Source organism: Microvirga lupini, assembly GCF_014191055.1.
Classification (GTDB): domain Bacteria; phylum Pseudomonadota; class Alphaproteobacteria; order Rhizobiales; family Beijerinckiaceae; genus Microvirga; species Microvirga lupini_A.
Genome location: NZ_JACHWB010000001.1, coordinates 1,038,350 through 1,050,826, shown reverse-complemented (window position 1 = coordinate 1,050,826; position 12,477 = coordinate 1,038,350). Strand labels below are relative to the sequence as shown.

Genomic DNA, 12,477 nt, shown 5'->3' with positions numbered 1-12,477 from the left:
GAGCAAGCGGACGCGCTAAGCCTTTTCTCTGCGTACTGTTGTGCGTCCGGACAGAACAACGAGGGTAAAGACCGCACCGGCGACGAACCAGGCGGACAGTGCGATATCCTCCCCGTTAAGGATGGACGCAATCAGCAGGGTGATGAAAGTCTGCAGGAGCTGGACTTGGGCGACGTGGGCGATGCCCCCGATGGCAAGTCCCGCATTCCAGGCGAAGAAGCCCAGATACTGGCTCATCAGGGCTACATACGCGAAGCTGATCCAGCTCCAGCTGGGGATTGCACCCAGCTCAGCCGGCATGCTCCAGACTGCCACTGGAATCGTGACCGGCAGGGCGACGACCAGCACCCAGGAGATGACTTCCCAGCCGGCAAGACCCGCACGGGCGAGCTTGCCAGACAGCACGTAGCCCAGGGCCGACGACAGTGCGGCCCCCAGGAGAAACACGTCCCCCTGCCCCAGCGAGCCGCCACCCTCATGCAGGGTAAAGCCGACAACGAGAGCCGCTCCGGCCAATGCGGCCAGCCAGAAGGCCGGGCTCGGGCGCTCGCCTGCGATCAGGGTGCTGACGGCCGAGGTGGCGAGCGGCAGGATGCCGAGCACCACGCCGCCATGGGAAGCCGGGACACTCTGCATGGCAAGCGCCGTGAAGCCGGGAAACCCCGCCACAAGGCACAGGGCCACGAGTGCAAGAGCCCCCGCCTGCCGCAGCGATGGCCAGCGCTTCCGAAGCAGCAGAAGCGTTGACAGCGCCAAGAGCCCCGCGACCGCCGCCCGGCCGGCCGTCACGAAGAGCGGGCTCAGATGCTCGACGGCAATATGCGTAAACGGCAACGTGCCGGCGAAAATACACACGCCGACGAAGCCCAGGAGCAGACCGAGACTCTCGCGGGACATTCAGCGAGAGCTTATCGGAACGGTGGTTCGTCGAAGCTGCGGAGCTTGCGCGAGTGGAGAGAGGTGCGCTGTCCCCTGAGGATGTCGAGGGCCGCCAAGCCGATCATGAGATGTTCGCTCACGGCCCGCTCATAGAAGGCATTCGCCGCGCCGGGCAGCTTGATCTCCCCATGGAGGGGCTTGTCCGACACGCAGAGCAGCGTTCCGTAGGGGACGCGCAGGCGATAGCCCTGGGCCGCGATGGTGCCGCTTTCCATGTCCACCGCGATCGCGCGGGAGAGGTTGATCTGGCGCCGCTCTTGGCTCCAGCGCAGCTCCCAGTTCCGGTCGTCGTAGGTGACCACAGTGCCGGTGCGCAGGCGCCGCTTCAGCTCCTCGCCGCGCTCGCCGGTGACCTGCACCGCAGCGTCCTGAAGGGCGACCTGGATTTCGGCGAGCGCCGGGATCGGGATTTCCGGCGGCACGGCGCTGTCGAGGATGTGGTCGCGCCGGAGATAGCCATGAGCCAGCACGTAGTCGCCGATGGACTGCGACTGGCGCAGGCCGCCGCAATGGCCGACCATGAGCCAGCAATGCGGCCGCAGCACCGCCAAGTGATCGGTGATGTTCTTCGCGTTCGACGGTCCGACGCCGATATTGACGAGCGTCACGCCCTGCCCGTCCTTGCGCATGAGGTGATAGGCCGGCATCTGGAACCGGTGCCAGGGCGAGGAGGCGATCAGCTCCTCGGTGGCCGCTTCGTCCAACCCGCGCTCGACGGTGATCCCGCCCGGGAGCTCGAGCCGCGTATAGGGCCCGTTCTCGTCGGCCAGTTCCTTCACGGCCCAGCGGATGAACTGGTCCACATAGCGGTGATAGTTGGTCAGCAGGATCCAGGGCTGGACGCAGCGCCAGTCGCTACCGGTGTAGTGCACGAGACGGCGGAGCGAGTAGTCCACCCGGGCCGCATCGAACAGCGCTAGAGGCCGCGCCTCGTTCTCGTGGAACATCCACGTGCCGTCGGCGATCTCGTCGCCCACCTTGGCCAGCAGCGGCGTCGGGAAGTGCTGGGCGAGTTCGGAAGCCGAATGCGCCCCCCGGCCCAGCTCGTCGCCGCGCTCGAAGACGTAAGGGTAAGGGATCTCCTGGTCGCTGACCCCGACCTCGATGGTGGCGCCGTAATCGCGCACGAGGTAGTTCAGCTGCTCCAGCAGGTAGTTGCGGTAGAAGGTCGGCTGCGTGATGGTCGTGGCGTAGACGCCCGGCCCCTGGAACTTGGCATAGGCCCGCTGCTTGACGGGCGGTACAGCGGTCGAGCGGTAGTCGAGACGCAGTTCCGGATAGCGGAAGCGGGAGCGCTCAAGGGGTGTCGGGGCGATGCCGGTGGCGAAGAAATGCTCCAGCGCATGGCGCTGCGCCTCGATGGCGCGGTCATGGAGCTCGATGAGGCGCCCAACGGCTTCCTCAGGCGTAGCAACGGATTCGAAGCTGGACATGTTGTCGACTGGCACGGAACGTCTTCTTTCTTATGTCTCGTGCCTCCAGGGTCATACACTGTTTCGTTGAAGAACCCAACCCGGAAGAAACGGGCCCAAGAAAAAGGCGGTGAACGCTCTACGCTCACCGCCTTTTTCAATGAAGATCGCTGATCGAATTACCGCGAGAACTTCTTGTACTTGATCCGGTGCGGGATCGTGGAATCCGTGCCGAGGCGGCGCTTCTTGTCCTCCTCGTAATCGGCGAAGTTGCCCTCGAACCACTCCACGTGGCTGTCGCCTTCGAAGGCCAGGATGTGCGTGGCAATGCGGTCGAGGAACCAGCGATCGTGCGAGATGATCACGGCGCAGCCCGCGTAATCCTCCAGCGCCTCTTCGAGCGCCCGCAGGGTATCCACGTCGAGGTCGTTGGTCGGCTCGTCGAGGAGGAGCACGTTCGAGCCCGACTTCAGGATCTTGGCCAGATGCACGCGGTTGCGCTCGCCGCCAGAGAGCACGCCCACCTTCTTCTGCTGGTCGGAGCCCTTGAAGTTGAACGCGCCGCAATAGGCACGGGCGTTGATCTCGCGCTTGCCGAGATAGAGCACTTCGTTGCCGCCCGAGATCTCCTCGTAGAGGGTCTTGTTGGGATCGAGCGAGTCGCGGCTCTGGTCGACGTATCCGAGCTTGACACTCTCGCCGATCTTGATCGAGCCCTCGTCCGGCTGCTCCTGGCCGGTGATCATGCGGAACAGGGTCGTCTTGCCGGCGCCGTTCGGACCGATGATGCCGACGATGCCGCCTGGCGGCAGCTTGAACGACAGGCCATCGATGAGGAGCTTGTCGCCGAAGGCCTTCTTGAGGTTATCGAACTCGATGACGTTGTTGCCCAGACGCTCGGCGATCGGGATGATGATCTGAGCGGTCGTCGGGCCCTTCTCGTTGGCCTTGGCCACGAGTTCCTCGTAGCGCTGGATGCGGGCCTTCGACTTGGCCTGACGGGCCTTCGGCGAGGCCGACACCCACTCGCGCTCGCGCTCGATGGTGCGCTGGTGGGCCGCGTCCTCACGGCCTTCCTGCTCGAGGCGCTTCTGCTTCTGCTCGAGCCAGGAGGAGTAGTTGCCCTCGTAGGGGATGCCCCGGCCGCGGTCGAGCTCAAGAATCCAGCCGGTCACGTTGTCGAGGAAGTAGCGGTCGTGGGTGACGATCAGGATGGCGCCCGGATAATTGCGCAGGTGGCCTTCGAGCCAGGCGGTGGTCTCGGCGTCCAGGTGGTTGGTGGGCTCGTCGAGCAGCAGCAGCTCCGGCTGCTCCAGGAGCAGCTTGCAGAGCGCCACGCGGCGGCGCTCGCCGCCCGAGAGCTTGTCCACGGACCAGTCGTCCGGCGGGCAGCGCAGGGCGTCCATGGCCTGGTCGACCTGGGAATCGAGATCCCACAGGCCCTTGGCCTCGATTTCGTCCTGGAGACGGGTCATCTCGTCCATCGTCTCTTCGGAATAGTTCATGGCGAGCTCGTTGTAGCGGTCGAGGATCGCCTTCTTGGCGGCCACGCCCTCCATGACGTTCTCGCGAACGGTCTTCGACGGATCGAGCTGCGGCTCCTGCGGCAGGTAGCCGACGCGGGCGCCCTCGGCCACCCAGCCCTCGCCGGTCCAGTCCGTATCGGTGCCGGCCATGATGCGCAGCAAAGTCGACTTACCGGCGCCGTTGACGCCAAGCACGCCGATTTTGGCATCCGGGTAGAAGGAGAGATGGATGTTATCCAGGACCTTCTTGCCGCCCGAATAGGTCTTGGTGAGGCCACGCATGTGGTAGATGAATTGACGGGACACGGGAAAAAGCCCTGCTTGATCGAGATGTGAATGGAGTTGGCCGTCAGTTAGCAGGGGCGGACGACCGGGGCAAGGCGGGGGAGTGTCGCCACAGGTTCGTCGCCGGTAGAGTTCCGAAGAGCCAGCACCTTCGGGCCTGAGGCCGGGTGGCCTCAAGCCGTCAGGTCGATCGAGGGTGGCGTGTCGTGCAGCCCGGCTCGATGCTATTTGGTGAAGGTGAGAGCCAGACTGCTCGTCACGCGCGGTTTGTTTCAGCGGACCTGGAGACATGCCAGATCGGCCACCTGCGATCACAGGCGTGCGAGGCCTGCGGCAGGACCGCTCCCCGCCCCACTCTTGCGACGCCTCGCGAGCGCGCCCCTCGTCGGGCGAGGATGGGTGATGTTATATCCAAGGTTAGGAGAGTTGTCAAGAACAAAATGAGAACAAGGCGTAGCCTCACACCCGCAGCCCTCATCCTGAGGAGGTCGCTTAAGCGACCGTCTCGAAGGAGGCTCCAGGGGGCGCTGGACGATCCTTCGAGACGCAGCTTTGCTGCTCCTCAGGATGAGGCTGGAAAGATGGACAGCAGAGCCGGGAATCCCGGACCAAGTCCGGGGATGACGAGACGGGTGTCCTTCTTGGCCGGAGCGAAAACGGAGGGAGAGTGTTATTCGCATCAAAGCCCGAACGGATAAGTCTCCGGCATGCCCTTGCCATGAGCATGGGTCAGCGGCGTCACGGCCCTGGTCTCGTCGAACCAGATGAAGGCATCGAACTGCTCGGCCAGGACCGCTTCGAAATAGTGGCTGTAGAGTTCCGTGTCCGGCCGGTAGACCACGCCGATGGCCCGTTCCAGGCGAGGACGGGAGAGAGCCCCGGTCAGGTCGGCCTGACCGTTCTCGCGCCAGTCGGTGAGAAAGCAGCTTAAGCCCGTGTCCCGGAAGATGCGCTCGTGGCTGTCGGGGCGCGCCGGGCGGACGCTCTTGACCTGCATGGGCTCGTCCCAGTCGTCCGCTGCCGCCACGGTGCCGCGATCGGTTCCAAAACCGATGAGCACCGCATCTCCCCGATAGGTCTTGCGGCAGAGCTCACCGATGTTGAACTCGCCCTGCCAGCCCATGGCCGTGGCGGCGGCATTGCCGATGTGGGAATTGTGCGCCCAGACCACGGCCTTGGCGTTGTCACGCCGGGCGAGCAGGCTCTGGAGGGTCTCGAACATGTGGCGGTCGCGCAGGTTCCAGGACTCCGTCGCGCCTTCGTACATGATCCGGTAATAATGCTCGGCCGCGTGAACGATCTTGGCGTTCTGCACCGCGTCGAAAAATTCCTCGCCACCGTCGGCCTGGAGATACTCCATCCGTCGGTCGAGAATGTCCTGAAGCTGGCGCAGCAGAGCCTCGTCGCAGGGCTTCTTCTGCCCTGTCAAAACGGCGCGTCCGTAGCGGGCCGGATCCGACTGCCAGGGGCTGAGGCAGCCGTAGCGCCCTCTCGCATCCTTGGCGGCATCCGGATCGACCCTGTCGAGATAATCGAGCACGGAGCGGATCGACGCGTTCAGGCTGTAGACATCGAGCCCGCGGAACTCGGCCCGCTCGTCCTCGGCCAAGTCCTTGTTGTGCTCGCGCAGCCAGTTGACGAAATCGGCCACCTCCTCGTTGCGCCACATCCAGGTGGGAAAGCGCTCGAAGGCCGCATCGTCGCCATCGGGAACAGCGCGATGGCGCACATAGGCGTCGATGCGCGCCGCATCGGGCCAGTCGGCTTCGACAGCCACGATGCTGAAGCCATGCTGTTCGATCAGGCGTTTCGTGATCGCAGCCCGCGCCCGATAAAACTCCGAGGTGCCGTGCGTGGCCTCGCCGAGCAGCACCACCTTGGCATCGGCAAAGCGGTCGAACATGCCCCCGAACCCCTGCTCGTCGGCAATCGGCGGCAAAGGCTCGCCGTGCTCGCGCACGAGCCTGACGGCTTCGCTGATGGACGCTTCGTTCTCGTTCTGCTTCCAGGACAACCGGGCCATGATGCAAGCCTCGCGCCACCCGAGCGGCAATGCCCGGTTCAGGCCGAAAACGGCAGCAGGACTCGCGTTGTTCCCGTTCAGGCAGGGCTCAAAACGAAACAGCCGGGGCGCGGCCCCGGCTGTGTTGATTTTTCCTCGAAGGAACAGCTTACCAATAGAAGTAGAAGTGCTCGGCCTTCAGATCCTTCAGCTTGACGTTGACCAGGGTCAGCTGGTCATCTCCCTTCAGCCACTCGCCCGTTCCGAGGTCCATGACCACGTTCTTTCCGACCTGCTTCATGTGCGGCTTGAGCGTGTCGAAATCGACGATGCCGGAATGGTTGATGTCGTGGCGGATCAGGAGCATTTCGCCCTGCTTGGCCTTGAAATCCTTGACTGTGTCCTGACCCATATCCGAGTTGAACACATAGCGGTCAGCACCCGTGCCGCCCCAGAGCGTGTCGTTGCCGGCGCCCGGATCGAGCACGTCATCGCCGGCGCCGCCCCAGAGCTGGTCCGCGCCGAACCAGCCCAGCAGCACGTCGTCGCCGGCGCCGCCGTAGAGCTTGTCGTTGCCGTTCTCGCCTTCGATCTTGTCTTTTCCATCGCCGCCTTGGATGAGGTCGTTGCCTTCGCCACCCTTCAGCTGGTCGTTGCCGGCATCGCCATAAAGCTTGTCGTCGCCGTCGCCGCCGGCAACGAGGTCATGACCGTTTCCACCGCGGACAAGATCGTTTCCGCCGTCGCCATAGAGCATGTCTTCGTCGTTCTCGCCGCGGATCTGGTCATTGCCTGCACCGCCGCGCAGAATATCGAAGCCATCGCCGCCATAGATTCGGTCAACGCCGTTGTCGCCCTCGATGAAATCGTCGCCTAGTCCGCCATAGAGCGCGTCGTTGCCGACGCCGCCATCGATCGTGTCGTCGCCGCTGCCGCCGGTCAGCTTGTCGTTGCCGGCGAGACCTTGGATGAGGTCGTGGCCCGCAAGCGCGTCGATGACGTTGGCCTTGGACGTTCCGGTGATTTCATCGTTGCCGGCTGACGGCTTGGTCGAAGGACCAGGCTGACCGGTGCTGTTGAAGGCGAACCACTCGGCGGACACGGTCTCGGCAGTGCGGATGGTGAGGCTGCCGCCGCCGACGAAGCGTACGAGATAGCCGCCGGAAATGGCAGCAATGTCCAGATCGCCGTAGCCGGTTGCCGCCGTGTTCATCAGGGCGATCTTGTCGCCTTCGGACGCCTTGAAGTCGGTGATCGTATCGGCGCCGTCTCCGGCATAATACATGAAGACGTCGCCGCCGGCGCCGCCGAGCAGCACGTCGTTCCCGAGACCGCCGGTCAGCGTATCGTGGTTGAAGCCTCCACGAAGGGTGTCATCCGCGGCCGTGCCGATCAGGGAGCGGCCAATGACGGAAACCGGGTTCTTGAAATATTGCTCGACCAGCGCGTCGGTGCGCTTGCCATGGGTGGAGAAGCCGTCATCGGGGCTCGGATCGGAGACCGCCTCGCTGGCATCGTAGTTCCACAGCCAGTAGCCGCCCATCCAACCCTCACCGGCGCGGTCGGTGATGATCTTGTAGAAGGCCTGGTGCATCATGTACTGCTCGCGCTCGTCGATGTCACCATTGCCCCACATCCACGGCGTGGCGTTGCTGCCATCGAGGCTGCGGAAGCCGGTCTCCGTGAAGATCAGCTTCTTACCGTATTGTTCGGCAATCCGCTTCAGCGCGTCCATGGCGGAGATGTTCTCGCCGAACCTCTCCATGATGGGCGTTCTCACGCCCCAGATGTCGGACGGCTTGGTCCATCCATCGATCAATTCCTGCAGGCTCGGATTGATGCTGTCCTGCGTGAAGCTAATGTAAGGATTGGCGCCGATGTAATCGAGCTTGTCCCAGAAGCTGACCGTGAGCGCCTCGGTCCAGGTCGCGGCATAGGTCAGTTGCCCATCATAGACATCGCGCACGGCGTCGATGATGTCGACCCAATAGTCGCGATATTTGGCAACCGTCATGCTCTCGCATTCGTTGCCGATGGCGAAGGCGGTCACGCCCTGCTCCTGCGCGAGCTTGGCATAATGCACCACCGCTTCCTTGTAGGATGCGAACCAGGCGTCTGCCCACGCCTTGGCCTGTGCGGGAGTCGATCCTTCCGGAGGTCCGATGAGGGCGTTCCAATCATCGTTCTGCATGTTCACATGCAGCTTGAAGATGATTTCCAGCCCGCGGGCCTGAGCCTTGGCGATCGCCTCCTTGATCGAACCGTCGCTCTCCGTGCGCGGCGCGCCGTCGACGTTGTGACCGCCGGGGTCGCTGTTGTCGCGATAGACCCGGGTCGAGGTGAGGCTGTCCATGTAGACGGTCGGGACGATCACGACCTGCGAGGCGCCATCGCCCGCGATCAGGTCGAGATTCGTGTCCGTCCAGGGCATCCGGTAGTTGCCATCCCACCAGGACGGAAGGCTTTCGGCCTGGAAATCGAATAACTTAGGCATGCTGGAATGGCCCCTACAAAACGTCAATCCGCGCCAGGAAAGCGTCGGAAAATATAGATATTTTATAACGTTTATAAGGACCTCTCGCAAGCGCGAAATCAGCAATCAGGTTAAGAAAGCCTTGATCTGGAAAGGATTCCTAAGACCGAGCACCCTATCTCTGCTACCAGGGTAAAGCCAATTACTTTAGGGAATGATCACTCTCCGACTTGGTCCTGTGCCGGCTCAGGCCACCTTCGCCATGATCGTGGCAAAGGCCTCTTCCGCGGCGATGACGGTGGCCATCTGTACCGTATGGGCGAAGCGATAGGCGTCGCCATAGATCGTCTCGTCCGGGAATTCCGTGATCAGCGTCATCGGGGTCGGATGCCGCTCGTCGGCCGTGATCAGGCAGGGGACGTCGTTGATGATCTCGTAGGGCGTTCCACCGGAATGAATCGAGCAGATCTCGATCTGGCGACGGTTGAACTCGGCCAGCCCAGGCACGGCCGACAAGCCCTTGGTGACGGCCTCGATCAGGGTCCTGGCCGTCTCGCCCCAGGCCGGGTGGTGCCTCATGATCAGGAAGAAGCCCTTCGGGATCGTCCAGAGCTCGAATCCGCGCGGGAGGTAGCCGGTGAAGGGCCGGGTCCATTCATGGGCCGGGTAGCCGTGCAGGTTGAGGTGCAGCTGCGCGCCCGACAGGGACAAGGCTTGGTTGCGGGCACCGATCTCGTAGACGGGTTCGGTGCGGCCGTATTCCAGGTCGTTGCCCAGGGAGGTGTAGCGCGCAGCATGGTGCATGTGGCGCGGGCTGCCCTCGCAGAGGCGGCCATGCAGCGCATAGCCATCCGGGTTCTCGACCGGGATATAGGCGATATTCGCCTCAGGCGCGGCCAGGAGCCGGCGCACGGCCCTCAAGGTGCCGACCGGAGCCGAGGTCTCGTTGGCGTGCTGCCCGCTCGTCACGAGCACGGCCGGGCGCGACCCGGCACGATAAATGCCGCGGACGGGACGCCCCTCACGGGAGCCACCCTCGAAGGTTTCACCCGGTAGCTCCGCGAGCTCACGATGGATCTGGGCGAGCGACGGTGCGGCGTCCGCCGCCTCGATATCCTGCTCTGGCCGGGCCGGATCGGACGGCGCGCCGAAGGAGCGCAGCGCCACGCGGATTTCCGCATCGCCTTCGCCTGCCCGGATGTCCGGCACGATCTGCCCAGGCTGCAGGCCGCGGTCCTCAGGCGCGCGGCCCGAGCGGTGCTTGAAGAACTCCAGGATCGAGAAATAGAAATCCTCGTGCAGCGCCTCACGGGTGCTCATCACCTCATCGCCATAAGCGAGTTCGCGCTCGATACCGGGAATGGCGACATCGATAGCGAGCGTCTCTACATAAGGCTCGGTTGCCGGCCATTCATGAGCCATGACGGCCGCCATCACCTTTTGGAACACCTGCTCGATCTCGGTCTCGAGCGGCTCATCCAGGTCGGCGCCGCCATCGCTCCGTCCCGTCACCTTCAGCCAGCCGGCCGGGGTAAGGTCCACCTGATCGAGATGGTTGGTGCGCAGGCGGTTGGGCGCGAAGACCTCATGCTCCGCGACGCTTCCATCCGCGTAGTCGAGCGTGATCTGATAAGTCAGGTCGGCCTCGCCGGGCTCGAAATGCGTCTCGATGCCGTCGAGCAGGGCCGCCAGGGGATAGGCCTCTGAGAGGAAGCGCAGGCGGTCGGCCTTTTCATGCACGGGATAGCGCACGGTTGCCCGGGTCACGCCCGCCATATTGAACTCTTCGAGAAAGGCATGCACGAGCGGCTTGTAAGCGCTGCGCAGGCGGGCGTGGATGCCGGATGCGGCAAAAACCTGTTCGGCCCGGCGGCGCGCCGCCTCGTCCTCGAACAACCAGGCTTCGAGGATCATGCCGCGATGGTCGCTCACGGCCCATTCGCGCACGAGGGTGTCGAGGGTGCGCGGAACCCGCTCTTCGAGCAAAATCGTCATTTCGAGGTCTGTCCTGTCGGGTCGAGAAAATCGCGCAGCCAGTCGCCCAGAAGGTTGAGGCCGAGCACGGTGAACATGATGGCAAGTCCGGGAAACACGCTGACCCACCAGGCCGTCTGCAGATAGGTGCGCCCGTCGGCCAGCATCCCGCCCCAGCTCGGAATGAGCGGATCGACGCCGAGGCCGAGGAAGGTCAGGCTGCTCTCAAGCAGGATGTTGTTGGCCACCTGCAGGGTCATCAGGATGACGATGGGGCCGAGCACGTTGGGCAGCACGTGCGTGAAGATGATGCGTCCGTTGCCGACCCCGATGGCGCGGGCGGAGAGGATGAACTCCCGCTCCCGCAGGGCCAGCACGGAGCCGCGCACGAGGCGGGCATATTGCACCCATTGGGTGGCGATCATAACGAGGATCACCTTGTCGATGCCCGCGCCCAGGATAGCCAGGAACATGATCGCCACGAGGATGAAGGGCAGCGCGAGCTGGATGTCGACAAAGCGCATCAGGAACATCTCGGCGATGCCGCGATAATAGCCCGCCACCAGACCGACGAGCGTGCCGATGATGACGGCGCCGAGCACCGACAGAAAGCCGACCATGAGGGAGATCTTGCCGCCCACGGCGACGCGGGCCAGCACGTCGCGGCCCAGGGGATCGGTGCCGAGGATGTGTTGCCAGCTCTGAAACGGCGGGATGAGCCTCGCCATGAGGTCCATGCCCTCGCCGCCGTCCGGAAACAGCACGGGAGAGAGCAGCACGACCAGCGCGATGCCACCTGCGAAGATGAGGCCGAGGACAAGCTCGAGGGACTTGAACCACGAGCGCGACGAGGAGACGGCCTGAGCCGTTGCCATGGGCCTTACTCCGTCCGGATGCGCGGGTCGATCAACCCATAGGCGATGTCGACCAGGAGATTGATGAGAATGATGAACAGCGCCAGCACCGTGATGGTGCCCTGAAGCACTGGGTAATCGCGGTTGGAGATGGCATCGAACGCGAGCGTGCCCATGCCGGGCCAGTTGAACACCCGCTCCACGATCACGATGCCGCCGATGAGGCCGCCGAACTGCAAGCCGATATAGGTGACGAGCGGAATGGCCGAGTTACGCAGCGCGTGCTTGTAGAGAACGACCCGGTCGCGCAGGCCCTTGGAGCGCGCCACCATGATGTATTGCTGCGACAGCGTCTCCAGCATGGAGGTGCGCACGAGGCGCACATTGGTGGCAGTGAGAATGACCGCCATGGTGAGCGCCGGCATGACGAAGCTCTCAGGCCCCTCCATGCCGCTCGGAGGCAGGATCCCGAGCACGATGGAGAACAGGAGCACCAGCATGATGGCGAGCCAGAAATTCGGAAACGACAGGCCCACCAGCGAGAGAATGCGGATCATCTGATCCGGCCAGCGGCCGCGATGCACGGCTGCGTAGATGCCGAGCGGAACGGACAGGATGATCGATGTGAGAAGCGAGGTGAAGGCCAACAGAAGCGTCGCGGGCAACGCGCGGGCAATGAGCATGGAGACGGGTGTGCCGCCCATGAAACTCTTGCCGAAGTCGCCTGTCAGGATGCCTCCGAGAAAGCTGAAATATTGAACGAAGAACGGACGCTCGAGACCCAGCGCCTGCCGGATGTTCTGCAGGTCCTGCTCGGTGACGCTGCCGGCGCCGCCCACCAGCATGACGGCGGGATCGCCCGACAATCTGATCGCGAAGGAGACGATCAGCGTGACGGCGAGGATCACGAAAATAGCTTGCAGCAATCGCTTGAAAATAAAGCCCGCCACGGGGTTTCCTTCTACACTGGAACAGGCCCTGCTTTCACAGGGCCTGTTTGGTCATCATTGAG

Annotated in this window: 8 protein-coding genes; all 8 read right to left on the bottom strand. The window is 63.7% G+C overall.

The window, feature by feature from the left end; translation table 11 throughout:
• Positions 1 to 15: 15 nt before the first annotated feature.
• Positions 16 to 897, bottom strand: a complete 882-nt coding sequence (locus tag FHR70_RS05255; protein ID WP_183447773.1) for a DMT family transporter — start codon at positions 895 to 897, stop codon at positions 16 to 18.
• A gap of 11 nt (positions 898 to 908) precedes the next feature.
• Positions 909 to 2,387 (bottom strand): AMP nucleosidase, encoded by a 1,479-nt coding sequence (locus FHR70_RS05250; RefSeq protein ID WP_425487839.1) that lies wholly within the window; start codon positions 2,385 to 2,387, stop codon positions 909 to 911.
• A 143-nt stretch (positions 2,388 to 2,530) separates the two neighbouring features.
• On the bottom strand, positions 2,531 to 4,183 hold the full coding sequence (ettA, locus tag FHR70_RS05245; protein WP_183447771.1) for an energy-dependent translational throttle protein EttA: 1,653 nt from the start codon (positions 4,181 to 4,183) through the stop codon (positions 2,531 to 2,533).
• Between the two features lie 658 nt (positions 4,184 to 4,841).
• Positions 4,842 to 6,185, bottom strand: a complete 1,344-nt coding sequence (locus FHR70_RS05240) for an erythromycin esterase family protein (RefSeq protein WP_183447769.1) — start codon at positions 6,183 to 6,185, stop codon at positions 4,842 to 4,844.
• A 148-nt stretch (positions 6,186 to 6,333) separates the two neighbouring features.
• The gene (locus FHR70_RS05235) at positions 6,334 to 8,658 is read right to left on the bottom strand and encodes a glycoside hydrolase family 113 (protein WP_183447768.1); all 2,325 of its coding nucleotides are present in this window, start codon (positions 8,656 to 8,658) and stop codon (positions 6,334 to 6,336) included.
• Positions 8,659 to 8,883: 225 nt separating this feature from the next.
• A complete protein-coding gene (locus FHR70_RS05230) occupies positions 8,884 to 10,632 on the bottom strand; it encodes a M14 family metallopeptidase (protein WP_183447766.1) in 1,749 nt (582 codons plus the stop codon).
• Entirely contained in the window at positions 10,629 to 11,486 is an 858-nt protein-coding gene (locus FHR70_RS05225) for an ABC transporter permease (RefSeq protein WP_183447764.1), read from the bottom strand. The genes FHR70_RS05230 and FHR70_RS05225 overlap by 4 nt, the downstream gene beginning before the upstream one ends.
• 5 nt (positions 11,487 to 11,491) lie before the next feature.
• The gene (locus FHR70_RS05220; protein WP_183447763.1) at positions 11,492 to 12,415 is read right to left on the bottom strand and encodes an ABC transporter permease subunit; all 924 of its coding nucleotides are present in this window, start codon (positions 12,413 to 12,415) and stop codon (positions 11,492 to 11,494) included.
• Between the last annotated feature and the right edge of the window lie 62 nt (positions 12,416 to 12,477).

Coding starts and splice junctions, on each gene's coding strand:
- FHR70_RS05255 (WP_183447773.1), bottom strand. CDS start 897: ATGTCCCGCGAGAGTCTCGGTCTGCTCCTGGGCTTCGTCGGCGTGTGT.
- FHR70_RS05240 (WP_183447769.1), bottom strand. CDS start 6,185: ATGGCCCGGTTGTCCTGGAAGCAGAACGAGAACGAAGCGTCCATCAGC.
- FHR70_RS05235 (WP_183447768.1), bottom strand. CDS start 8,658: ATGCCTAAGTTATTCGATTTCCAGGCCGAAAGCCTTCCGTCCTGGTGG.
- FHR70_RS05230 (WP_183447766.1), bottom strand. CDS start 10,632: ATGACGATTTTGCTCGAAGAGCGGGTTCCGCGCACCCTCGACACCCTC.
- FHR70_RS05225 (WP_183447764.1), bottom strand. CDS start 11,486: ATGGCAACGGCTCAGGCCGTCTCCTCGTCGCGCTCGTGGTTCAAGTCC.